Raw genomic sequence first — 24685 nt, forward strand, 5'->3', positions numbered from 1 at the left:
TTAATACAAATGTTATTAATTTGTTGCAAAAGTCAAACATTTATACTAACTTTGCGACCAAATTAATATATAATATGTCACATCACAATTTAGATTCACTTGACAAGAAAATTCTTCGTCTAGTTTCAGAGGATGCTAGAGTTCCTTTTTTGGAAGTCGCACGTGCGTGCAATGTTAGCGGTGCTGCCATTCATCAGCGTATTCAAAAACTAACAGCACTTGGTGTGCTTAAAGGTTCTCAGTTTATCATTGATCCAGAAAAAATCGGTTACGAGACTTGTGCTTATGTAGCACTGTATCTTAAGAATCCGGAGAAACACGATGTAGTTGTTGCTGCCTTGAAGAAGATTCCTGAGGTAATAGAGTGCCATGCTACAACTGGTGGTATGGATCTTTTTATTAAGATGTATGCTAGAAACAATCATCATCTGATGGAAATTATCCATGATAAGTTGCAGCCATTGGGCTTGTCACGCAGTGAAACAATAATCTCATTCAACGTTTCAATAGATCGTCAGCTTCCTATTCTCGATAATCCTGTAGAAGAAGAGGATGACACCGATGAGGATGTCGTTACGGATTAAAATTTTATTTTATAAATATTTTAAAGGCGAATGCAAAATCATTGTATTCGCTTTTTTTGTGCTCTTCAGACGAAACGCATTTCCATTTGCTGTAATCAGGGAAAAAAGTATCGGCATTTTTAGGACAGTCATCAATTTCTGTGATATATAGTTTGTCGGCAATATTAATTGCCTCGTTGTATATCATGCTGCCACCAATGATAAACACCTCTTCTTCATTTCTGCATGCGTCAACAGCTTCGTTGATAGATTTCATGCATTCGCATCCGTCAATGTGTCTTTTGCTATTTGTGATAACAATGTTTCTCCTGTTAGGTAATGCTCCGAAAGGTAATGACTCAAAAGTATTTCTTCCCATAATCACGGTATATCCTGTTGTTATGGTTCTAAATCTTTTCATGTCGTCGTCAATTTTGTATAAGAGTTTATTCTTGTACCCGATTGCATTGTTTCTTGCTACTGCTGCTATTATGGATATTATCATTCTATGATGGTTGTGTTTTCTTCCGGAATATGTGAGCTCTTTATTCTCCATTCCTGTGGATAAAGGTTATTTGCTCTGTTGCCGATATTCTTTGCAAATCCAATTGGATGTTTCTTGTATGTAAGCAGTACAATACCTTTAGGTGCATTTTCGCCAAGAGTTATAGCTTCTTTTCTTAAATAAGCTATAGCATTTTTATAGTCAATCTCCACTTCAGGATATTCATCTATATCTTGTGTTGTAGACATTGCTTTAGAATGATCAGGAATAGCCTGTTTACCCTTTATTGTGTCAGGCTTTACACCATTATATAATACATTTAAAGGCTTTAGTGTTTTAGCGTCAATACTACTGGTAGATATTTTGCCATTATCGTCTTTATGTTTTCTCAATACTGCCATGAAAATACCCTCTCCACGAGTTTTGCCAGGGATGAATCGATACACAGGATTATTGTCTATAAGACTTCCTGTAATGTTCCATTCCTTTTTTGTGTCTATGCTAATAAAGTCAGCACCAAGATTTTCTGCTATCCAAGCAACATTTTCCTCGTCTTCGTGAGCGTTGAAAGTGCAAGTAGAATATATCAGTATTCCTCCAGGTTTTAGGTTGTCCCATATATCACTTACGATTTCTCGTTGTAGTCTTTGACAGATTTGAACATTATTAGTGCTCCATTCGTTTATAGCCCCTTCGTCTTTTCTGAACATACCTTCGCCCGAACATGGTACATCAGTAAGAATTACGTCAAATATCAGTTTGCTTTTATTGTAATCCTTTGCATAGTTATTCGTTACACATATATCGGTAATGCCAAATTTTTGAATGTTTTCGCTAAGAATCTGTGAGCGTTGCCTTATTGGTTCGTTGCTGAACATCTTGCTTCCTTTCGGCAAAGCCGACATAGCGCATGTAGTCTTTCCTCCAGGAGCTGCACATAAGTCAAGCATTAGTACAGGACTCTTCACCACCTGTTTCAACACGTGATATACAAACATTGATGATGCCTCCTGTACGTAATAAAGTCCAGCATGAAGCAGTGGGTCAAAAGTAAAGTTAGGGCGTTTATTTAAATACATTCCATATTCACACCATTCGATGTCTTCATCTTTCAGCGGAATGTTTATATTGTTTATGTCTGTCTTAAATGGGTTGATGCGTATGCTTACAGGAGGTTCTTCCATCATGCCTTTTTCAAAAGTAGCATATAGTTCTTTGCCCATAAGCTGGCGTGTATAATCGGTAAATTCTTTCGGGAGGTTCATACTTTATTATATATATAGTGCAAATTTAAAAAAAAAATTGTTCCTTTGCAACTAAATTATAAAACGTTTCGTCTAACATTCAGAAATAATAAAAAAATATATATTATGAAACAGATTTTAATGGCATTGACAGTTGCCCTTTCGCTTAGTACATCTATGCAAGCTGGAGTACGTTTGCATCGTCACACACCTCGCACTGAGGCTGTGGCAACAAAGCCTGATTCTGCTAAAAATCAAGGAGTTGAGGCTTTCTCTGATACAACATCAAATTATAATCAGGCGGCTGATGATACAACTTATACAAGTTCACCGGCTAGAAGTTATAATCATGATTATGACATTGATGGTAGCAATTGGTTCTTTAAGGCAATAGGAGGAGCATTGGGTGTTGGAGGCTTCTTTGTAGTAGTATTGATATTACTCCTTGGTGCATTGATATGTCTAGCTCCATTAATCGTTGTGATATTAGTGATAAGATACTTGATAAAGCGACATAACGATAGCGTTAAGTTGGCAGAAAAGGCGATGGAAACAGGACAGCCAATTCCTAATACTATTAAGCCAACCAAAATTTATACAAGTGAGGAGCAGTGGCAGCGTGGTATCAAAAATGCTTCTATTGGATTAGGACTTATGATACTTTTCTGGTTTATTGATGCAGATTCAATCATTGGTGTTGGTGCACTGATATTATGTATGGGTCTTGGACAGATGTTTATAGCACGTACTTCACCAAATAAGCATAATGATTCTGATAATAATTCAGATGCTGATTTAAAGGATTAATCGCTTTACTATAACCATAAATTACTTAAAGTGAAAGAATTAGACGATATATCTCTCGTTACGCAGGTGGCTGTGTTTCACAACAGAAAGGCTTTTGATAAGCTTGTTGTGAAATACCAGTCTCCTATACGTCGTTTCTTTCTTACTCAGACTCGTGGAGATCAGCAATTAAGTGATGATCTCGCGCAAGATACATTCGTTAAGGCTTATACCAACATAACTAAATTCCAAGGATTGTCCAGCTTCTCTACATGGCTATATAGAATAGCTTATAATACTCTCTATGACTATTTTCGCCGCAATAAGATAACTGATGATATAGATGGTGTACCGGCTGTTGCAAGCCGAAACTCTGAGAATGGTGACAGCAATTTAAAAATGGACCTTAAAGATGCAATGCAAATACTTTCGGACAAAGAACGTTCCTGTGTTTCGTTGCAGTTAATAGAAGGGCAAAGCATTGATAAAATTGCAGAAATCACTGGTATGAATCAAGGCACTGTGAAAAGTCACTTGTCGAGAGGAAAACAGAAATTGACGAATTATCTAAAACAGAATGGATATGATTGATAATAACATAGACGACGAACTCCTTGCGAAGTTCTTTGAGAATAATAGAATAGACGACATCCCTGATGATGGCTTCTCTAATAGGGTAATGCATCATTTGCCAAAGCATAATGAGTGGATAAATACCCTTTGGACAGCAGCTTGTGCTATCGCAATAGTTATATATTTCATTATTCGTAATGGGTTTAATGTTATAAAACTGGCGATATTTAATATATTTGGCGATGTCTCAGGAGCTGCGGTATCATTTAAATGGGGTGACCTCACTCCAATACTTATTTATATAGGTATTGTTACCGTTACGCTTGTTGCAGCATATAATGTAATCATGCGTGAGCGCCACGTAGTTTAAATTGAATTAAATATAACTTTACAACGCTGATACTTTTATGTATCAGCGTTGTAAAGTTTGTTACCATATAGACATATTTTGTTTCTTAATTATATGTTAGATTGATAAAATATTTTCATTTACTCTAATTGTTGCATATATTAATACGCACAGAACTACCTTTATATAAAATTCTATTTGTTTTCTGCCTTAATATTCAAGCAAATTGAATAATTCACCTCTTATTTATTGATATTTTGTTGAATTGTTTCGAAATACGTGCGTGATTTAATGGAAATCGAAATATTAGATTAAAAAGATTATGCTTTTCTGTATGTCTTCAATAATTTAAAACAAAAGGAAAATAATATACGAGATTGCAGAATTTACTCATCTTTATATAGTGTTTATCTTTCTTAAAAATTTACAGCTCAACTAGTCGTGACGAATTTTTATTTGGTTGAGATAAATAAATGTAGTATATTTGCACTTCTAATAATATAATGTCGTTCATATTTCTTATTTATACAAATACACGAAAATGTAAGTGAGTGACGATTAATGCCAAAATGTGCAAAGATTATAATAATTTAAGTATTAAACACAACAGGAATGGAATATGCCCTAATAACAGGCGCGTCGCGCGGAATAGGAAAGGCTACTGCCATAAGGCTTGCCAGTAAAGGTTATGGAATTGTTATTAACTACAAAACTAATGACGAGTCAGCGCAGGCAACTCTTAACGAGATAGAAATGCTTGGCGCAAAAGCTGAACTGCTTAAGTTTGACGTTTCTGAAGAATCTGCAATTGAATCGGCTCTTGAAAAATGGGAATCAGAACATCCTGATGATTATATATCTGTGCTAGTCAATAATGCTGGCATTAGAAAAGACAACCTTATGATATTCATGCAGAATAGTGAATGGCACAATGTCATAGATACTACAATGAACGGTTTTTTCTATATCACGCGTAGATTATTGAAGAATATGTTGACTCATCGTCATGGAAGAATAATAAATATCACTTCACTTTCTGGAATAAAAGGTATGCCTGGACAGACTAACTATTCTGCTGCCAAGGCTGCATTGATAGGTGCAACAAAGGCTTTGGCACAAGAAGTCGCAAAGCGTAAAGTTACAGTAAACGCGATAGCTCCTGGATTTATTGAGACAGACATGACCGAGGATCTTGATGTTGCTGAGCTTAAAAAACTAATTCCTGCCGGAAGATTTGGAAAACCAGACGAAGTGGCTGCTTTAGCTGAATTTCTAGTAAGTAAAGAAGCCGAGTATATCAATGGACAGGTGATACAAGTTAATGGTGGTTTATATACATAAGTAGTTGTTTGTACTTTACAGGATATATCCGAAGATAATAATAGTTATATGGAAAGAAGAGTAGTGGTGACAGGCATGGGCATTTGGTCATGTATTGGCACAAATAAAGATAAAGTTACAGAATCGTTAAAAGCAGGTCGCTCAGGAATAGGCCTTGATAAAGATAGATTGGAATATGGTTATCAGTCTGGACTTACTGGTATAGTAGAACGTCCGGTATTGAGAGGCTTACTTCATCGCAGGCTAAGGCAAGGACTGTCTGAAGAGGCAGAATATGCATATATGGCATCGAAGGAGGCTTTTGAACAAGCTGGTATCGACGATGCTTTTCTTGCAAAGAATGAGATAGGGGTGATATTCGGAAACGACTCTTCTGCCCGCCCAGTCATAGAGGCTGCCAATATAATGGCAGAAAAGCATGATACCCAACTGCTTGGTTCTGGTTTCATCTTTCAGTCTATGAACTCCACGGTAAACATGAACCTAAGTAGTATCTTTCACCTCAAAGGTGTAAACTTTTCTGTAAGTTCTGCATGTGCAAGTGGCAGCCATTCAATAGGACTTGCCTATCTGCTTATAAAGCAGGGATTGCAGGATCGTGTGCTATGTGGTGGAGCGCAGGAAGTTAACTATTACTGCATGGCTACATTTGACGCATTGAATGCTTTTTCAAAGCGCATGGATGAACCTCAAAAGGCTTCACGTCCGTTTGATCGAGATCGTGACGGACTTATTCCTAGTGGAGGTGCGGCAGCATTGATGTTGGAAGATTACGAAAGTGCCGTAAATAGAGGTGCGACAATCTTAGCTGAAGTCTGTGGATATGGTTTCTCTTCAAATGGTGGTGGTATTTCTGAACCATCTGATGAAGGTAGCGTAATTGCCATGACAAGAGCTCTTGACGACGCAGGTGTTACTGCTGATGAAGTAGACTATATAAGTGCACATGCTACAAGTACCGTTCAGGGTGATATGTTTGAGGCAATGGCAATAGACCGTATGTTCCGTGGCAAGCATGCTCTTGTTTCATCAACAAAGGGAATGACAGGTCATGAATGTTGGATGTCTGGAGCAAGTGAAGTTGTATATTCGATCTTAATGATGCAGGGTGGATTTATCGCTCCAAATATAAACTTTGAAAACTCAGATGAATACAGTGAACATTTGAATCTAGCTACACATACTGTAGAAACAGAAATAAACACTGTGTTGAGTAACAGTTTTGGCTTCGGTGGAACCAATTCGGCACTTGTAATTAAGAAAATATAATTATGCATCTGTCTGAAGAACTTAAAAAGAGATACACAAAAGATAAGCATTCTGTACGTGAAGCACAAAGAATCGCTGAATTTATAGCTTTTGGACCTGTTGTATTTCAAGTGTCACGACTGATGCTTAAATGGGGCATTCTGGAAATGCTTCGTGATGAAGAACTTACTTCCGATGAGGTTGCTGAGCGTGCTGGTATTACAAAATATGCAGCAAAATGCGTCATGGAGGCTTCACTTACAATAGGTACTGTCTTGGTTGATAGCAACAGTGGTAAATTTACGATTTCAAAGATAGGATGGTTTCTTGTAAATGATCCTGCAACGATAGTTAATATTGATTTCAACCATGATGTAAACTACCTTGGTATGTTTGATTTGGAGACGGCTTTGAAGGAAGGACGCCCTGCAGGATTGAAACAACTTGGCAACTGGTCTACCATATATGAAGGACTCTCAACATTACCTGAGAAAGCCAAGTCTAGTTGGTTCGCATTTGATCATTTTTACAGCGACAGTTCCTTTGAGGAGGCATTAAAGATCGTGTTTGCCTCATCTCCAAAAACATTAATGGATGTTGGGGGGAATACTGGTCGTTGGGCGATGCAATGTGTGAGCTATGACGAGAATGTAGACGTGACAATTGTTGATTTGCCACAACAACTAGATATGATGCGCGAAAATGTTTCAGGCAAGAATGGTGCTGATAGAATACATGTATATCCAACTAACCTTCTTGATGAGAACAATGGTTTGCCAGATAGTTCGCATTGGGATGTTATCTGGATGAGTCAGTTCCTTGATTGTTTCAGTGAAAAAGAGATACTTAGTATATTGAAGCGCGCGGTAAAGGTGATGGATGCTGATAGTACCATGTATATAATGGAGACTTTATGGAATCGTCAGAAATATGAGCCTGCTGCTTTCTGTCTTACTCAGATAAGTTTGTATTTCACAGCAATGGCAAACGGAAATAGTAAAATGTATGGTTCTGACGAGCTTACAGAGTTGGTGGATAAGGCTGGATTAAAGATAGAAGCGATACATGATAATCTTGGACAGGGACACAGTATACTGTGCTGTCGTAAGAAATGAGAATATAATAAAAACAAACAATATTTTATGGAAAGAAACGAAATTGAAGAAAAAGTTAGAGAGTTCCTTATTGATGACCTGGAGGTTGAAGAAGAGAAGATTGCTCCAGAAGCATTACTTAAAGACGACTTAGGTATAGACAGTCTTGACTTCGTGGATATCGTTGTTATAGTAGAGAAAAAGTTCGGTTTTAAAATCAAGCCTGAAGAGATGGCAGGTGTTAAGACTTTGAATGATTTCTGCGACTATATACAGTCAAAAGTTGCTTAGAAAAGATGAGTGTAGAAAAGGAATGGACGGGTAGGACTAGTGGCACAAAATGGATGCACCGAAGTCTGATATGGATGATGCATAATCTTCCATATAGAGGAGTGTATTTATTTGTCTGCATCTTTGTGATTCCTTTCTGCATGTTGTTTTCTCATAAGGGATATATCGCCATATATCATTTCTTCGTAATGCGCAGAAACGAGAATATGGCGCTTGCCTTTTGGCATACATATATGAATCATTGCATGTTTGCGGGAATAATCCTTGATCGCTTTTATACGTATTCAGGAGGTAAACTGAATATTGAAGTGGAGGACTGGGACTTATATCATAATCTTGTAGACTCAAAAGATGGCTTTGTGATACTAAGTGCCCACATAGGAAATTATGAAGTGGCAGGTTATACTTTAGAAGCTGAGTCAAAACGTTTTAATGCTCTTGTCTATTCTGGAGAAGCTGAAACAGTGATGGATAATAGGCGTAAGATGTTTGAAACCAAGAACCGCCACATGATAGTTATAAAGAAAGACATGAGCCATCTGTTTGAGATGAGTAATGCTCTTGCAAACGGAGAAATACTCAGTTTGCCTGCAGATAGAATATTTGGTAGTAGTCGTCATTATAATATAGATTTCCTAGGATACAAAGCAAAGTTTCCTGTAGGTCCGTTTGCTGTTGCCGCACAACGTGAAGTTGCAGTTTTGGCGATAAATGTAATGAAGACTGGTTATAAAAAATATCGCATACACATAAAGCAGTTGCAACAGACGGAAGGTAATATAAAACAACGTGCCGAAAATCTAGCATACCAATACGCAAACAATCTCGAGAATGTTATGAATGAATATCCAACACAATGGTTTAACTATTTTGAATTCTGGAATTGATGGAACTTGAAAAGATTGACATACACGAACTTTTACCTCAGCAGGAACCTTTTGTGATGGTAGATACCTTGACTTACTTTGACGAGAAGAAAACGTCAACGAAGTTTACCATCAGAAAAGATAATATATTTGTTGAAGATGGAGTTCTAAACGAATGTGCCATAGCTGAGAATATTGCTCAGACATGTGCTGCACGTTTAGGGTATATAAATAAATATATCCTGAAGCGTGGAATACAGATAGGTTTCATTGGTGGAATAAAGAATTTGGCGTTTTCTGAAACCCCGAAAGTTGGTGATGTTCTTGATACCACAATATACGTTACAGAACAGGTAATGGAGATAACATTAGTCAATGCCACTGTGAAATGCTGTGACAGAATCATTGCTACAGCTGAAATGAAAATTGCAATGGCAAACGATGTAAAATTACAATAATGGAATTAAAGGCATCTAAAGAGTTTGAAATAAGATTCAGTGAAGTTGATTCCATGCAGTTTGTATGGCATGGTTCTTATCCTTTGTATCTCGAAGATGCACGTGAGGAGTTTGGACGTAAATATAGTCTGGAATATATGACGATATACGGCAATGGATGTTTTGCGCCTTTGGTGGATATGAATATTCATTACCGTAAGCCGATGAGATATGGAATGAAACCAAGAATCGACATCATATACCGTCCTACAGAGGCGGCTAAAATGGTGTTTGATTATGAAATATATGATACTGAGACGGATGAACTACTTGTTACAGGACATACCGTACAGGTATTTCTTGACAAAGAATACAACTTGATGTGGGAAAATCCGTTATTCTATCAAGAATGGAAAACGAAATGGCTAAGTAAATGATAAAAAAAATAGCTGATAATATTACATCACCGTTAGGTTTTACTACCGCAGACAACTATAAGGCTGTATGCGAAGGGAAATCATGCCTTAAAAGATATGAAGGCAAATGGAAACTTCCAGAACCTTTTGTGGCTTCTCTTTTTCAAGAAGGTCTGATTGAAGACTGGTTTTCCTCTAAAATTCATACAGACAAAATATATACACGATTTGAAAAGATGGTTTTGCTATCAGCAACCAAGGCTATTGAAGAAAGTGGTATTGACGCTTCTTCTGAAAGGACCATATTCATATTGTCAACCACAAAGGGAAACGTATCTTTGCTCGAAAGAAATCTATGTGGTGTCGATGATGACCGTGTGTTGCTAGGAGTTATGGCGAATGTTATTTCGCATCATTTCGGTAACACCAATATACCTGTAGTTGTATCAAATGCCTGTATTTCTGGTTTGTGTGCGCAGATTGTAGCAAAACGATGCCTTGAGAGTGGCAAATATGATAATGCTATTGTCATAGGCGCAGATGAACAGAGTCCGTTTATAGTTAGTGGTTTCCTATCATTTAGAGCTCTTTCTTCCGAACTTTGTCGACCGTTCAGTAAAAATAGGAATGGACTGAATCTTGGTGAGGCTGCTGCAACTATTATATATCAGCACTGTGATAATTTGATTGACGGTTGGCAAGCTGTGAAAGGAGCTATAAGAAATGATGCTAATCACATATCTGGTCCTTCAAGGACGGGTGAGGGATGTTTTCGTGCCTTGAAATATGTGATGACAGATGAGGTTGTGTCTAATGATATAGCAGTTGTCAACGTACATGGTACGGCAACAGTCTATAATGATGAAATGGAAAGCATAGCTATATCACGTGCAGGACTTTCTGATACACCGATAAACGGATATAAAGGTTATTATGGTCACACAATGGGAGCAGCCGGAGTTCTTGAAAGTATCTTGTCTATGAAGGCTCTTGATGACGGACTGATACTAGCCACAAGAGGTTTTGATGAAATAGGAGTAACGCATCCTGTGAACATAAGTAATAAGATTCGCCATACCAACAAGAAGACATTTATCAAATTGCTTTCTGGCTTTGGAGGGTGCAATGCTGCAATGCTTTTTAATAGAAGATGAATATGAAAAAAGCTGTTCATAAAATAACGATAACTACAACAGATGTAGTCTTAGATGGGAAACCGCTTGACGTTACATGTTCGGGGAGCAGTATACTTACTGAATTGTATCGAAAATATGTGAATGACTATCCAAAATACTTCAAGATGGACATTCTTTGCAAGTTGGGGTTCATTGCTACAGAATTACTTTTGCAGACAGAAGGAAAAGTAAGATTTGAACCATGCGAGAACAGAGCTGTGGTGTTTTTCAACAGAAGTTCGTCATTGCATGCTGATAAATCTTTTGAAAGCAATATCAGCAATCGTGGAAATTTTTATCCAAGTCCGGCAGTGTTTGTCTATACATTACCTAACATCGTCACAGGCGAGATTGCAATAAGAAATAAATACTACGGTGAGACTAATTTCATCGTTATAGAAAAACGTGATGAAGATGTTTTTGAAAACATCATCGACGGAGTGTTTACAGACAATATGACGACTAGTGTTGTTACTGGTTGGCTAGAAGCAGAAAGTGAAGCAGAATTTAATGCAGAAATCTACATAATAGAAAAATGATATGGAACTGAAAGAAGAACTGAAAGGAAAAATTATTGATGCTCTAAACCTAGAGGATATAGTAGTTACAGATCTTGAAGACGATGCTCCTTTGTTTGGTGAGGATGGTCTTGGACTTGATTCTATTGATGCGTTAGAACTTATCGTATTACTAGAGAAAAACTATGGTATAAAAATCAGTGATCCTAAGGAAGGAAAAAACATATTCAAGTCAGTCAATGTCATGGCTGATTACGTAGAGAAGAATAGAAATAAGTAATGAATAAAAGGATATTGATAACTGGTATGGGTGTCGTTTCAGCAATAGGTAATAATGTTGTTGAAAACTATGATTCGCTTAGAAAAGGCGAGTCAGGCATCTGTAAGGTCAAATATCTTGATACTGAGCATATTGAGTTTCCCGTTGGTGAGGTTAAACTTAGTAATGAGGAGATGTGCTTGTTGCTCAACATTCCTTATACTGATAAGGAGAGTCGTACAGATCTGCTTGGTATGCTAGCCGTTAGTGAGGCTTTGCAATCTGCCGGATTGAAAGATACTGAGCATTTAGCTTTGATATCAGGTACAACCGTTGGAGGAATGGATAGAACGGAAAAGTTTTATCCCGACAATCTTAGTGCAGATATACTTGAAAATCATGACTGTGGATCAGGCACGGACCGTATTGCTGATTATTTTGGTAATTTTGACTTTGCCACAACAATCTCCACGGCATGCTCATCAGCTTTGAATGCTATAATAGTTGGTGCAGAAATGATAGAATCTGGACTGAAAAATATTGTCGTTGTTGGTGGAACAGAGAGCCTAAGTCGCTTCCATCTTAATGGTTTCAAGTCGTTGATGATATTGGATCAGTCAATCTGCCGTCCTTTCGATGCAGACCGAGCAGGACTAAACCTTGGTGAAGGTGCTGGTTTTATAGTTATCGAATCCGAGGATAGCGCAAAGAGACGTGGAGCCAATGTGTTGGCGGAACTCAAAGGAACTGGTAACGCATGCGATGCCTTTCACCAGACTGCATCATCAGAAAACGGAGAGGGTGCTTTCCTTGCCATGTCAAAAGCTATTGCTGAAGCTGATATTCAAGTTACTGATATACAATATGTAAATGCTCATGGAACAGGTACTCCTAATAATGATGCATGTGAGAGCACTGCGCTTATGCGAGTGTTTGAAAATAAAATGCCCAAAGTGTCATCTACAAAGATGTACACTGGTCATACGACGAGTGCTTCTGGAAGTATAGAGGCAATTTATTCCATTCTCTCGTTGCAGCATCAATTTGTTCCTGCAAATATCGGATGGTCGAAAGCTGACGATAGTTGTGTAACGCCTTATGTAATTGGTCCTTTTGGAAGGATAGACAATGTGATGTGTAATTCTTTCGGATTTGGTGGCAACGATTCATCTATAATAATTTCACGATATGGAGAATAATGTGTATGTTATAGCCGAAGTGGATAATGTTTCTGAAGCAGAATATCGGGAATATCTTAATCCAATAAAGACGCGTAGATACGGCAGACTTCTTAAACGTGCATTGGTTTCTGCAATGAAAGCCATAAAGATAAGTGGAATAGAACAGCCAGATGCAATTATAAATGGTACTGCTTTGGGATGTGTAGAAAATTCAGAGAGACTTCTTACCGCATTATCTGTTGAAGGAGAATCAGTGAGTATGCCCACAAACTTCATGCAGTCTACTCATAACACAATAGCATCTCTCATTGGAATGTATACCCATAATCATGGATATAACTGTACGTATTCTCATAAGAATATTTCATTTGAGAGTGGAATGCTTGATGCCTATATGCAGATAAAACTTGGAAAAATAAAGACTGCTTTGGTTTGTGTAAACGATGAGATTACTCAAGATATTCGTTTAAAGGCTAATAAGGTTGGATTAAAGTCTGATGTTAAGGATCGCTCTTATGCAGTGGTGCTTTCTTCTGAAAAAACAGATAAAGCCTATAAGATGATAAAGGATATCAGGATAAGTCATGACCGTATAAAGGGTGATACAGCAGAAATAATATACTCAAAGATATGAGACTGATAATATTATCTATATTGCAAAGCATGTTGTTGTGTGGAGGACAGGTGTTTCTTAAGTTTGCCCTGCGTAAGATGGGCGACTTTCACATGTCATTGTCTTTCATCTTCGATCAACTCGCCAATATGTATTGGTTGGGATGTGGTGTATGCTATGGTGTAGCAACAATACTATGGATGTATATCATAAAGAACTTTCCTTTTTCAATGGCATACCCAATGATATCGCTAAGTTATATATTAGGAATGTTTGCGGCTGTGATATTCTTTCATGAATCAATTCCATATACACGTTGGGCAGGCGTATTACTTATTATGGCTGGTTGTGTACTTGTGGCAAAATAAAGAGAATAAAAAAATAAAGAATATGAAAAAGTTACTGTTTTTTATCGTGTTGCTGTATTCGGCGTTAAGCGTTTCAGCACAAAGAATGCAGAAGGTGAGCGGTGCTCAACAGGCAAAAATGATAAGCATCATAAATGCTACGGCTGCAAGTATAAAGACAATACAAAGTAACTTCTCGCAAGTTAAGTCTGTTTCTTTCCTCAACGAGAATGTTAAGTCTTATGGTCGGATGTATTACAGCAATCAAGGTAAGCTTCGCTGGGAGTATAATTCGCCTTACAGATATACATTCGCTATCAATGGTGGAAAGGTTTACATTAAGTCTGGTGCTAAAAGTCAGGTCATAGACATAAGAACTAGCCAACTTTTCAAAAGCATTGCGCAGATAATGATCAATAGCATTACAGGAAAGAGTCTTAAAGAAAATAATGACTTTAATACTCAGATGTATGTTGATGGTAATGATTGGATAGCTGTGCTCACCCCAAAGAAAGCACAGATGAAGAAGATGTTTCGCACAGTTCAACTTCATTTCAATAGTCGTCACAATATGGTGTCAAAGGTTGTGATGACTGAGACTTCTGGTGATGCTACAGTAATAACCCTTTCAGGTGTACGTACAAATGAAAATATTCCAGATCAGATATTTTTTGTTAAGTAGTCTGCTGCTGTTTTGTGTTTCATTACAAGCACAGAAGCATTATATTCTTGGCTGTACAGATAGTATTGGCAGACAGGAATATAAGATGAGCATTGGTGTAAAGGATGCTGATGTAAGTGGAATACTCATAATGAAATGTGATTCTACCGGAGTCATTAAATGCGCTCTAATGAATGAGTTTGGTATCAGTGCTTTGAATTTCTGTATCAGTGAAGACAGACGTAAGGTTGAATTGGTAAATGTTATCTCATTCCTCGACAAATGGTATATAAGGAAAGTATTGAAGTCAGACCTTGAATACCTTTTTTCTGCCACAGAAGATGACTTAGAAAAGGAAAACCATAATAGGGTGATAAAACGTGCTGACGATAGCGTGATACTTGAAAATAAGAAGTACAACATAACATACACTTTGGAGCAATTAAAAGGTAACGATAATGAAGCTGATCAATGATATGTATTCCATAAAGGCATGGAGTGATGACGGCAGGAAAGCTCATATAGAGTTTAATGCTGATCATATAATATATCATGCTCATTTCCCAGGAAATCCAATCACTCCAGGTGTCTGCATCATAAAGATAATCAGTGAGATAGCCGAACTGATTATAAAGAAATCTCTTCGACTATCTATGGTCAAAAACTTGAAGTTTGTAAGTCCGATATCTCCTGTTGACAGTCCTTCTGTCTGTGTAAGTATTGATAGAATTGAAGAAGACTGTAAAATGCTTAAGATAAAGGGAGTGATAGCAGACGATAATAAGATATATACAAAATTCTCAATAATTTATAATTGCCTGTGATGTACGATACAGCTGAGTTTATGAACCGTGAGAGGATATGCGTTATAGTTCCTACATATAATAATTCGGGAACCATAGCCGACGTGTTGTCGCGCATATACAAAGTAACTCAGAATATCATAGTCGTTAATGATGGTAGTGATGATGACACACATCGCATATTGCAGAATATCGCTTTCCCATTGACGGTAGTGGAATATAATCATAATCGTGGAAAGGGATATGCTCTTAAATGTGGATTTAAAAAAGCATTGAGTATGGGATTTCTTAATGCTGTTACGATAGATTCAGACGGACAGCATTTCCCCGAAGACATACCTCTTTTTATTGATGCTTATCGTGAACATCCGGGATCACTGATAATAGGAGTGAGAAATCTATGTGAAGATAATATGCCTAGTGGCAATACGTTTGCAAATAAGTTTTCTAATTTCTGGTTTACTGTGCAGACATTGGTTAAGTTGGACGATACACAAAGTGGCTACCGTCTTTATCCAATCAGTCGCATTAAAAAATCTTGGATATTCACGTCGCGATATGAAGCTGAATTGGAATTATTGGTGTTCTCAGCTTGGCATGACATTGATATACGTCAGGTTGGTGTACGTGTGTATTACCCTTCTCCTGAAGAACGTGTGACGCATTTCCGTCCTGGGTATGATTTTTTCAGGATAAGCATCCTAAATACAATGTTGTGCATGGGAGCTTTGTTTTATTATTTACCTAAACTTATATATAAGTGGTTAAAATGTTGAAAATATACGATATATTATCAAAGAATAAGGTTGTAGCATCACTTATACTATTTATATTCTGCGTCGTTGCAATTATTCTTGCAACGGGCATCCATTATGAAGAGGACATAGCAAAGTTCCTTCCGCATAACGCACAGAACGAGAAGTATCAGGATGTGTATCAGCGCATTGCTTTGCAAAATAGAATTGCAGTGATGTTCACGGCAAAGGATTCAACACGTCCTGTTGATACTGATAGTCTTGAAGCTGCAATGGAAACGCTTGGTGGAGAGATTAGCCACAGTAAGTTGATTGATAATTTACAGGTGAGCGTCAACGAGACAAAGATATTTGATATAATTCAGTTTGTCGGACAGAATTATCCTTATTTCCTCACGAAATCTGACTATCAGCATATTGATTCGCTTCTTAGTGATGATAATTACGTTAAAGATCAACTGTCTGAAAATAAAAAGCTGCTAATGCTGCCTACAGCAGGGATGGCTTTGCAGAACATGAAATATGATCCTGTTCATCTGTTTTCTCCTGTTTTAAAGAGATTGCAAAACTTCCAACTTAACAGTAGATTTCAGGTAATAGATGGTTATCTGTTTTTCGAAGACGAGAAAATGTCTATAATCACGATGAACAGTAAATATGGTTCTAGTGAGACACATGAGAATGGCTATATCGCGGATATGCTTGACCGAGCCATTGCAAAAACTCAGAAGCAGTATCCTAATATTCATATAAGTGCTATTGGCGCACCTTTGATTGCTGTCAGCAATGCCAATCAGATTAAATCGGATTCATTACTTGCCGTGTCTATTGCTTCCGTATTGATACTGTTGATATTATGGTTGCATTATAGAAAGATCAGTGACATAATCTGGATAGGAATATCGTTAGCTTTCGGTTGGTTGTTTGCAATAGCTGGAATGGCTTTGTTCAATGATGAAGTGTCGATAATTGTACTCGGTATCGGGTCGGTGATAATAGGTATTGCTGTTAATTATCCGTTACATTTTCTTGATCACATACGTGAAGTTCATGACCGAAGGGCTGCGCTAAAGGAGATGATTCCTCCTTTGTTGATAGGTAACATAACTACTGTTGCTGCTTTTCTGTGTCTTATTTGGCTTGATGCTCAGGCGATGAGAGACCTTGGTGTCTTCGGTTCACTAATGCTTGTGGGCACAATCTTGTTTGTGCTTGTATTCCTTCCTTTATATGCTAAACAAAGCAAGAAAAATGATCATAATGATTCTGTTAGCATTGTAGGTAAACTGATTGAAAAGGTTGAAAACTATATTAATACAGGTGCTATCCGCAGATATGTATTTCCCGTTGTTGTGATTATAACTCTGATACTCGGATATTATTCCCTTCAAACCTCTTTTGATAGTGATTTAAGTCATATCAATTACATGACTGCTGACCAGAAGCGAGATATGAAAATGCTTTCTGGTATGCAAACCGAGGCTCCATTATATGCAGTTGCCGAAGGCAGAAATCTTGATGAGGCTCTTAATGCGAATGAACATATTGGTAAAGTTGTTCAGGGGACAGGTTGTAAGATGAGTGGAATAGGAAATTTCGTTCCATCAGAGATGATGCAGCGTGAGGCTTTAACAAGATGGAACAACTACTGGCAGCATGGAAAGGGAAAAGCTCTTGTTGCTAAGATAAAGAAAGAAGCCGCTTTACAAGGCTATTCATCAGGCGCATTTACGCCTTTCTATGACATGATGAATGCTGATCATCACGTTAAGAATATCACTTATTTTAATCCGATAATTAATTTGCTCAATGGAACTTTCATCTTGAATGATAATCATAACTGCAAGATCGTTAACTATCTCACTTCTGTAAGCGATACCACGAAGATAAGGCAAAAGATAAATTCAACGAATTGTTATGCCTTTTCTTCAAAAGACATAGGGAATCAATTGGTAATACTATTAAATAATTCATTCAACTATATAGGATTTGTCTGTGGTTTTGTGGTATTCTTCTTCCTCTGGCTTTCATTTGGAAAGATAGAACTCTCGTTGATGTCATTTCTTCCATTAGCCGTTAGCTGGGTGTGGATATTGGGAATAATGCATGTTTTCGGTGTTCAGTTTAATATTGTCAACATCATTCTTGCAACGTTCATATTTGGACAGGGTGACGATTATACGATCTTTATCACCGAGGGGCTGATGTATGAATATGCTACAGGTAAGAAACGACTTGCTTCTTACAAGCGTAGTGTGGCTATTTCATCTATTCTCATGTTTATAGGTATTGGTAGTCTTGTCATTGCTCGTCATCCAGCTTTGCGCTCTTTGGCTACTGTCACCATAATAGGCATGTTTACGGTTGTTGTTATGGCATATTATCTACCTCCTTTGGTGTTCCGTCTGCTTACCGTTAAGAATGGAAATATACGTAAAGTTCCGCTTACATTAAGGCGTTTTGCTTATTCTCTAGGTTCTATGCTTTTCTTCCTTGCTATTATGTATTTCTTCCTTTTACCATTTACATGGTTTTATTTCCACATAGGTAGGAATACGGAAAAGAAGAAACTGCGCTATCATAAACTCTTGTATAATATGGCAAATATTATAGTCAACAAGATTCCTGGAGTGAAGTTCAAATTTAATAACCTTGTTGGTGAGAAGTTTGATAAACCAGCTGTGATAATAAGTAATCATTTAAGCCATCTCGACACGCTATGCCTTATGACGTTATGCCCTAAGATGATATTTATTACCAATAAATGGGCTTGGAATAATCATTTTTACGGTTCAGTGATACATCAAGCAGAATTTTTACCTGCATCCGACGGACTTGATGCACATATTGATGACTTAAGGTCTCTTTACAGTCGTGGCTATTCTATTTGTATATTCCCAGAAGGTACAAGGTCAGTAGACCATCGTTTGCATCGTTTCCATAAGGGAGCTTTCTATCTAGCCGAACTTCTTCATGCAGATATCGTTCCTGTTGTCATGCATGGACAGGATCATGTACTTCCAAAGACAGATTTCATGCTGAGAGAAGGAACAATGAGTGTCAGAATATTGCAACGTATATCTTCAGATGATACTTCTATGGGAACTGGATATCGTGAATTGACTCATAACATTCATAAACTCTATGTTGATGAATATGCAAAAATATGTGCCGAAAACGAGGACGCTGCATATTATGTCAATTTTGTTAAGTCTCAGTATAGATACAAGGGACTTGAAATAGAGCGTAGATGTAAAAGAAACATAAAGTCAAACGACAGTTATTCATCTGTTATTGACGCAGATAGCGAGAAAGGTCTTGCTGAACGTGCATTCCATAATGCCGGATTGTGTGAACTTCCTTATCTCTATGCACTCGTCCATCCTAGTACATCTGTGAATGCGTATGTTGATAATGAGGATGACTATGTCGTTGTAAAGAATATGGCGTACCTACCACAAAATCTAAATATATATCATAAGGATAGATGACAAAGAAGTGTGTTATAATAGGAAGCGGTTTAGGTGGTCTTTCAAGTGGAGTCATCCTTGCCAAGAACGGATATGATGTGACTGTGCTTGAAAAGCATTTCCAGATAGGTGGATGCCTGCAATGTTTCTGTCGTGACGGAGTTAAGTTCGAGACAGGAATGCATTTCATAGGAAGTGCCGACAAAGGACAGACTATGGATGCCATGTTTAAGTATCTTGAAATCGACCGTGATGTCGAGTTGAGTCGACTTGATGAAACGGGATATGATGTTGTGTCTTTTGCAGGAAAGAAATATCGCTTTGCCAATGGACGTTATAATTTCATCAAGCAGATGCTTGAGTATTTTCCGGATTCAGAAGATGATCTCAATGCATATTGCGATATCATTGATAAGGTTTCTGCTGCGTCTTCATTGCATAGCCTTCAACACACTCAGACAGATGAAGCGATAAATAATGAATATCTTCTTCGTAGCATAGATGATGTACTCAATGAGACTATTCATAATGACGAACTTCGCAATGTCCTTGTCGGGAATCTTCCGCTTTATGCTGCTGAGAAGGGAAAAACTTCTTTCTCAACTCATGCTTTTGTTGCTGATTTCTATAACAAGAGTGCCTTCAGAATTGTTGGAGGTAGCGATCACATCGCCAAGTCTCTTGTTCATACGATAGAAAGGTATGGAGGAAAGGTACTCACTCGTCAGAATGTCGTAAAAATAGAGTGTGATGACAGTCATGCTGTTGCTGCCGTTACTGATGATGCAACACGATATGATGCCGATGTGTTTATCTCTGATCTTCATCCTGCTCGTACAATAGAACTTACTGATTCGCCACTGTTGCGCAATGCTTATAGAAAAAGAATAAAGACTTTGCCGAATACTGTTGGCTGCTTTACCGTTTATATTAAATTCAAGGATAAAGTTCAGCATTATATGAATAGTAATTTCTATGGTTATGCTGGAAAATCTCCATGGGACTGTGAAAAATATTCTGATAACGATTGGCCAAAGGGATATTTGTATATGCACTTTTGTAATACAGCTAACCATGAATATGCTAAGAGTGGACTTATCATATCCTACATGCAGTATGATGATGTTCTTAAATGGGAAGGAACTTCCGTCGGACATCGTGGTCAAGATTACGAGCAGTTTAAGAAGTTGAAAGCTGAAAAGCTTATAGCGAGTGTTGAAAAAGAGTTTCCTTGTTTGCGTGATAGTATTGAGACATATTATACGAGTACTCCGCTTACATATCGAGATTACACGGGAACTGAGGCTGGAGGAATGTATGGCATAGCTAGAGACATAACTCTAGGTCCTGCTGCAAGAGTTCATCATCGCACAAAGATACCTAATTTGTTACTTACAGGACAGAATGTAAACAGTCATGGAATATTGGGAGTACTTGTAGGTACTGTTGTTACTTGTGGTGAGTTGATAAGTTCTGAAGAGATAATAAGACAAATGACTGAATCTATAGAATAAGATGAAAAACGATAATATCCAAAATACAGTAACCGTTATTGGTGGTGGACTTGGTGGCTTGTTCGTCGCTGCTTTCCTTAGTAAGGAGGGCTACCGTGTCACGGTGTTAGAGAAAAACAAGGTTATAGGTGGTGGCTTGCAGACTTTTAATCGTCATGGCGTAAGTTTTGAGACTGGTATGCATTTGCTTGGTGGAATGCGTGAAGGCGGAGCATTAAATAAGATATGCCGTTATCTGGGAATTTATGATAAGATGGATATTCGCGATACCGATCATGACTGCATGGACCAGATAACATATTTTTCTGACGGGAAAACTTATCGTGTGCCTGAAGGACGTGAGGCTTTCGCTGAATATTTTGCTTCGCAGTTTCCTTCCGAGCGAGACAATATACATGCTTATGTTGATGCCATTTATAAAATGGTTGATGAGATTGACTTTTTTTATCTTCGCCCTAATAATGAACATGTATACACACATTCCGAAGAGTTTATGTGGCCTGCAGATGAGTTTGTTGCTCATTACATAAAGGATCCTAAACTTAGAGATTTGTTGAGTTATATGAATCCTATGTTTGGTGGTGTTAAGGGTAAAACTCCAACTTATATTCATGCACTTATCAACGTGCTATATATTGATGGACCTAGCAGGTTTGCTGTTAATAGTCAGCAAATGGCAGATGCCCTTGCCGATATAATACGTCAGAATGGTGGTGCAGTTATAGGCGGTGATAAGGTCGTTAATATTGATATTGTCGACAAAATGATTACAGCTCTTCATACTCAGAAAGGAAACGTATATTCATCTGATTATTATATTTCGGCAATACATCCGTTTGAAATGTTGAAGATGACGGATAGTAAGGCTTTTTCCAAAGCTTTCAGAGATAGAATTGCCGAAGCTCCAAATAGTTATTCTTCTTTCTGTGCTTATTTCATTTTCAAGCCAGATAGTTTTCCTTTTATAAACCATACATGCTATTGTCAGCAGGATTATGGTAAGGTGTGGAACTACGCTGATTACGATGTCGAAGACTGGCCTCGTGGTTTCATGTATATGACACCTTGTGAAAAGAATCAAGGTAAGTATGCTGTTAAAATGGTTGTCAATGCCATTATGCCGTATCGTGTTGTGGAACGATGGAGTGGTACTTCTACTGGTAAAAGAGGTAAAGAATATGATGAATGGAAACAATGGCATATCAATAAGATACTCGACCGAATGGAAATCCTTTATCCTGGATTTAGTGATAAGGTGGAGTATATGTTCGGTTCGTCTCCTTTAACCATAAGGGATTATTATGATGAACCAGAAGGTGCTCTTTATGGTATGTTCAAGGACTGCAACAATATTGCCCAGTCACAGGTGTCGATATATACAAAGGTTAGAAATCTTTTTATGACAGGTCAGAATATAAACCTGCATGGATTCTGTGGCGTACCACTTACTGCTGTTAATACAGCAGAAGCTATCGTGGGGCATAATGTTATATTGAATAAAATCAATGAATATAATGCGTGTGTTTAAAATAATATTCTTACTTTTGCTTATTGCCTGTCCGTTAAAAGCTCAGAATAGGATTGACGGTTTCAGCAGTCTTGTTGAATACCAACCTACATGCAAAACTTCTACTGCCGTTATCGTATGTCCTGGTGGAAGCTATTGTTGGCTTAGCAAGAAGTATGAGGGAAGTGAGGTCGCTAAATGGCTAAATGCGAATGGTATAGCTGCTTATGTGCTTTATTATCCTACTGCTGGTTGGGCGGGCTTTGCATGGCACAGTAGATTGGTCTTTCGGGGGCATCAGTATCCTGACCAGATTCAAGCTGTGGAAAAGGCAATGAAGTTAGTGAGAAGTAAGGGATATAATAGGGTCGGAATGATGGGCTTCTCGGCTGGAGGGCATCTTGTCCTTTGCGCTGCAGAATATCTGCGACCATGCTATAAGCCTGATTTCGTAGCATCACTATATCCTGTTATCACTTTTTCACGTGATGAATTTGTACATCGCCGAAGCCGGAGGGGATTGCTTGGCGAGCGCAGATGGCGCAATAAGACTATATGTGACTCGTTGTCTGTAGAGATGCATGCTGACTTAATACAGTGCCCTGTTTTTATCGCAAACTGCAAGGATGATCCTATCGTTAATTATCATAATGCTATGTTGATGGATAGTGCTCTTACCGCCAATTATAAACAGCATCTTTATATACAATATAAGACGGGTGGTCATGGATTTGGAACTACTGCCTCAAAAACCAGTGCTGAGGCTATTACGTGGAAAGAACGTTTCCTTACTTGGATGAAGGGAATAGACAAAATAAGAAAGTAGAAAATGAAAGATATTGAATTTGAGTCAATAGATAATATTAAGGCTTTTCAAGATGATAAGCTGCGTAAGGCTGTTCTTTATTTAAAGGAACATTCTACATATTATCAGCGATTATTTGACAAGTGCCACATAAATATCAACAATATACGTCAAATAGAAGACTTAGTAAACATTCCGTTTACTGAGAAGAAAGATCTACAATTGTTCAATGAAGATTTCTTGTGTGTACCTAAAGAAAAGATTATTGACTATATCACAACAAGTGGAACGTTAGGTGAACCTGTTACCTTCGGGTGTACAGAGGTTGATTTGCAGCGTTTGGCTTATAATGAAAAGAAGAGTTTTTCGTGTGCGGGTCTTCATCCTGGAAATATATTGCAGTTGATGACTACAATTGATAAACGTTTCATGGCAGGACTTGCTTATTTCCTAGGTATTAGGGAGCTCGGAGCCTCTATTATCAGGGTTGGTAATGGTATTCCTGAATTGCAATGGGACACCATAATGAGAATAAAGCCCGACAGCATAATGTGTGTACCTTCATTCATTCCGCGTCTCATCCAGTATGCAGAGGAGCATAATATTGACTATAAGAATTCAAGCATAAGGAAAATTATCGGTATTGGTGAGGGCTTGCGTAATCAGGATTTCTCATTAAATCTTCTTGGACAGCAGATAAAGAATAAATGGAACGTACAGCTCTTCGCCACATATTCAAGTACAGAGATGGGCTCTACATTCAGCGAGTGCGAGTATGGTTGTGGTGGACATGTGCATCCAGAACTTATCATTGTCGAGATTATCGGTGAGGATAATATGCCTGTTGCCGATGGTGAGATAGGAGAGGTTGTCATAACAACTCTTGGAGTTGAGGGAATGCCACTTCTTAGATTTCGCACTGGTGACATGTGCGCGAAGATTGTTGAGCCTTGCAAATGCGGCAGAAACAGTTACCGACTTACTCCTTTGGTTGGTAGAAAAAATAACATGATCAAACTGAAGGGTACAACTCTCTATCCGCCTGCTATAAATGATATACTTGATAATACTGACTATGTACAGAATTATGTGGTATATGTGCAGGAATCCGAGGCTGGAACTGATGATGTTGTCGTAAAGGTTGGACTTAAATCTGATGCTTTGGCAAAGCACAAGGCTATTGCCGAGAATCCTGGTGCCATAGTAGAAGACCTTAAAAATAGATTCCGTGCGCATCTGCGTGTATCTCCGAAGGTGGAAATACATCCTGTTGCCGAAGTTCAAGCGATAAACTTTCCACCAAAGACGAGAAAACCTGTTAAGTTTATCGACTTGAGAAAGAAATAGAATATACACCATATATA

At 37.9% G+C, this 24685-nt stretch carries 28 protein-coding genes; 26 read left to right on the plus strand and 2 right to left on the minus strand.

Annotated elements, in window-relative coordinates:
* The first annotated feature begins 74 nt into the window (after window positions 1-74).
* Window positions 75-584, plus strand: a complete 510-nt coding sequence (locus tag prwr041_RS09295) for an Lrp/AsnC family transcriptional regulator (RefSeq protein ID WP_018462425.1) — start codon at window positions 75-77, stop codon at window positions 582-584.
* Window positions 585-588: 4 nt separating this feature from the next.
* Here the strand turns inward: prwr041_RS09295 and prwr041_RS09300 are convergent, their stop codons facing one another.
* Together prwr041_RS09300 and prwr041_RS09305 are read right to left on the minus strand one after the other, a co-directional pair.
* Complete coding sequence (locus prwr041_RS09300; protein ID WP_207153526.1) at window positions 589-1068, minus strand: dihydrofolate reductase; 480 nt, start codon at window positions 1066-1068, stop codon at window positions 589-591.
* Window positions 1065-2333, minus strand: coding sequence for a methyltransferase RsmF C-terminal domain-like protein (locus tag prwr041_RS09305; protein WP_207153527.1), 1269 nt, complete (start codon window positions 2331-2333; stop codon window positions 1065-1067). Before prwr041_RS09305 ends, prwr041_RS09300 begins: the two co-directional genes overlap by 4 nt.
* Window positions 2334-2438: 105 nt before the next feature.
* Between prwr041_RS09305 and prwr041_RS09310 the strand changes: the two genes are divergently transcribed.
* The 25 genes from prwr041_RS09310 (at window position 2439) to prwr041_RS09425 (ending at window position 24668) form a co-directional block, all read left to right on the plus strand.
* Window positions 2439-3119: a DUF6249 domain-containing protein gene (locus tag prwr041_RS09310; RefSeq protein WP_207153528.1), complete on the plus strand. Its 681-nt coding sequence runs from the start codon at window positions 2439-2441 to the stop codon at window positions 3117-3119.
* A 30-nt stretch (window positions 3120-3149) separates the two neighbouring features.
* Window positions 3150-3689 carry an RNA polymerase sigma factor gene (locus prwr041_RS09315; RefSeq protein WP_207153529.1) on the plus strand — a complete coding sequence of 180 codons (540 nt, stop codon included), beginning with the start codon at window positions 3150-3152 and terminating at the stop codon, window positions 3687-3689.
* Entirely contained in the window at window positions 3682-4041 is a 360-nt protein-coding gene (locus prwr041_RS09320; RefSeq protein ID WP_207153530.1) for a DUF5056 domain-containing protein, read from the plus strand. Before prwr041_RS09315 ends, prwr041_RS09320 begins: the two co-directional genes overlap by 8 nt.
* A gap of 591 nt (window positions 4042-4632) precedes the next feature.
* Window positions 4633-5361, plus strand: a complete 729-nt coding sequence (fabG, locus tag prwr041_RS09325; RefSeq protein ID WP_207153531.1) for a 3-oxoacyl-ACP reductase FabG — start codon at window positions 4633-4635, stop codon at window positions 5359-5361.
* A 48-nt stretch (window positions 5362-5409) separates the two neighbouring features.
* Complete coding sequence (locus prwr041_RS09330; RefSeq protein ID WP_207153532.1) at window positions 5410-6630, plus strand: beta-ketoacyl-[acyl-carrier-protein] synthase family protein; 1221 nt, start codon at window positions 5410-5412, stop codon at window positions 6628-6630.
* Window positions 6631-6632: 2 nt separating this feature from the next.
* Complete coding sequence (locus prwr041_RS09335; RefSeq protein WP_207153533.1) at window positions 6633-7724, plus strand: class I SAM-dependent methyltransferase; 1092 nt, start codon at window positions 6633-6635, stop codon at window positions 7722-7724.
* 27 nt (window positions 7725-7751) lie between these two features.
* The gene (locus prwr041_RS09340) at window positions 7752-7994 is read left to right on the plus strand and encodes an acyl carrier protein (protein ID WP_207153534.1); all 243 of its coding nucleotides are present in this window, start codon (window positions 7752-7754) and stop codon (window positions 7992-7994) included.
* A 5-nt stretch (window positions 7995-7999) separates the two neighbouring features.
* Window positions 8000-8881 carry a lysophospholipid acyltransferase family protein gene (locus prwr041_RS09345; protein ID WP_207153535.1) on the plus strand — a complete coding sequence of 294 codons (882 nt, stop codon included), beginning with the start codon at window positions 8000-8002 and terminating at the stop codon, window positions 8879-8881.
* Entirely contained in the window at window positions 8881-9318 is a 438-nt protein-coding gene (locus prwr041_RS09350) for a pseudouridylate synthase (RefSeq protein WP_207153536.1), read from the plus strand. The genes prwr041_RS09345 and prwr041_RS09350 overlap by 1 nt, the downstream gene beginning before the upstream one ends.
* Window positions 9315-9734 (plus strand): acyl-CoA thioesterase, encoded by a 420-nt coding sequence (locus tag prwr041_RS09355; protein WP_207155641.1) that lies wholly within the window; start codon window positions 9315-9317, stop codon window positions 9732-9734. The genes prwr041_RS09350 and prwr041_RS09355 overlap by 4 nt, the downstream gene beginning before the upstream one ends.
* Window positions 9731-10867, plus strand: coding sequence for a beta-ketoacyl-[acyl-carrier-protein] synthase family protein (locus prwr041_RS09360; protein WP_237072197.1), 1137 nt, complete (start codon window positions 9731-9733; stop codon window positions 10865-10867). The genes prwr041_RS09355 and prwr041_RS09360 overlap by 4 nt, the downstream gene beginning before the upstream one ends.
* 2 nt (window positions 10868-10869) lie before the next feature.
* Window positions 10870-11427: a hypothetical protein gene (locus tag prwr041_RS13650; RefSeq protein ID WP_237072198.1), complete on the plus strand. Its 558-nt coding sequence runs from the start codon at window positions 10870-10872 to the stop codon at window positions 11425-11427.
* A gap of 1 nt (window position 11428) precedes the next feature.
* A complete protein-coding gene (locus prwr041_RS09365) occupies window positions 11429-11686 on the plus strand; it encodes a phosphopantetheine-binding protein (protein WP_018462438.1) in 258 nt (85 codons plus the stop codon).
* Window positions 11686-12864, plus strand: coding sequence for a beta-ketoacyl-[acyl-carrier-protein] synthase family protein (locus tag prwr041_RS09370; protein WP_207153537.1), 1179 nt, complete (start codon window positions 11686-11688; stop codon window positions 12862-12864). Before prwr041_RS09365 ends, prwr041_RS09370 begins: the two co-directional genes overlap by 1 nt.
* The gene (locus prwr041_RS09375) at window positions 12854-13480 is read left to right on the plus strand and encodes a beta-ketoacyl synthase chain length factor (protein ID WP_207153538.1); all 627 of its coding nucleotides are present in this window, start codon (window positions 12854-12856) and stop codon (window positions 13478-13480) included. Before prwr041_RS09370 ends, prwr041_RS09375 begins: the two co-directional genes overlap by 11 nt.
* The gene (locus prwr041_RS09380; RefSeq protein ID WP_207153539.1) at window positions 13477-13827 is read left to right on the plus strand and encodes an EamA family transporter; all 351 of its coding nucleotides are present in this window, start codon (window positions 13477-13479) and stop codon (window positions 13825-13827) included. Before prwr041_RS09375 ends, prwr041_RS09380 begins: the two co-directional genes overlap by 4 nt.
* A gap of 22 nt (window positions 13828-13849) precedes the next feature.
* Window positions 13850-14488 carry an outer membrane lipoprotein carrier protein LolA gene (locus prwr041_RS09385; protein ID WP_237072199.1) on the plus strand — a complete coding sequence of 213 codons (639 nt, stop codon included), beginning with the start codon at window positions 13850-13852 and terminating at the stop codon, window positions 14486-14488.
* The gene (locus prwr041_RS09390) at window positions 14451-14942 is read left to right on the plus strand and encodes a hypothetical protein (protein WP_207153540.1); all 492 of its coding nucleotides are present in this window, start codon (window positions 14451-14453) and stop codon (window positions 14940-14942) included. The genes prwr041_RS09385 and prwr041_RS09390 overlap by 38 nt, the downstream gene beginning before the upstream one ends.
* Complete coding sequence (locus prwr041_RS09395; protein WP_237072200.1) at window positions 14926-15291, plus strand: hotdog family protein; 366 nt, start codon at window positions 14926-14928, stop codon at window positions 15289-15291. The genes prwr041_RS09390 and prwr041_RS09395 overlap by 17 nt, the downstream gene beginning before the upstream one ends.
* On the plus strand, window positions 15291-16046 hold the full coding sequence (locus tag prwr041_RS09400) for a glycosyltransferase family 2 protein (protein ID WP_207153541.1): 756 nt from the start codon (window positions 15291-15293) through the stop codon (window positions 16044-16046). Before prwr041_RS09395 ends, prwr041_RS09400 begins: the two co-directional genes overlap by 1 nt.
* A complete protein-coding gene (locus tag prwr041_RS09405) occupies window positions 16040-19516 on the plus strand; it encodes a 1-acyl-sn-glycerol-3-phosphate acyltransferase (RefSeq protein WP_207153542.1) in 3477 nt (1158 codons plus the stop codon). Before prwr041_RS09400 ends, prwr041_RS09405 begins: the two co-directional genes overlap by 7 nt.
* Window positions 19513-21009: a phytoene desaturase family protein gene (locus prwr041_RS09410; protein WP_207153543.1), complete on the plus strand. Its 1497-nt coding sequence runs from the start codon at window positions 19513-19515 to the stop codon at window positions 21007-21009. The genes prwr041_RS09405 and prwr041_RS09410 overlap by 4 nt, the downstream gene beginning before the upstream one ends.
* A 1-nt stretch (window position 21010) precedes the next feature.
* A complete protein-coding gene (locus prwr041_RS09415) occupies window positions 21011-22537 on the plus strand; it encodes a phytoene desaturase family protein (protein ID WP_207153544.1) in 1527 nt (508 codons plus the stop codon).
* Entirely contained in the window at window positions 22515-23342 is an 828-nt protein-coding gene (locus tag prwr041_RS09420; protein ID WP_207153545.1) for an alpha/beta hydrolase, read from the plus strand. Before prwr041_RS09415 ends, prwr041_RS09420 begins: the two co-directional genes overlap by 23 nt.
* A 3-nt stretch (window positions 23343-23345) precedes the next feature.
* Window positions 23346-24668, plus strand: coding sequence for a phenylacetate--CoA ligase family protein (locus prwr041_RS09425; RefSeq protein WP_207153546.1), 1323 nt, complete (start codon window positions 23346-23348; stop codon window positions 24666-24668).
* The last annotated feature ends 17 nt before the right edge of the window (window positions 24669-24685 follow it).

It is taken from the genome of Prevotella herbatica (genome assembly GCF_017347605.1).
Classification (GTDB): Bacteria; Bacteroidota; Bacteroidia; order Bacteroidales; family Bacteroidaceae; genus Prevotella; species Prevotella herbatica.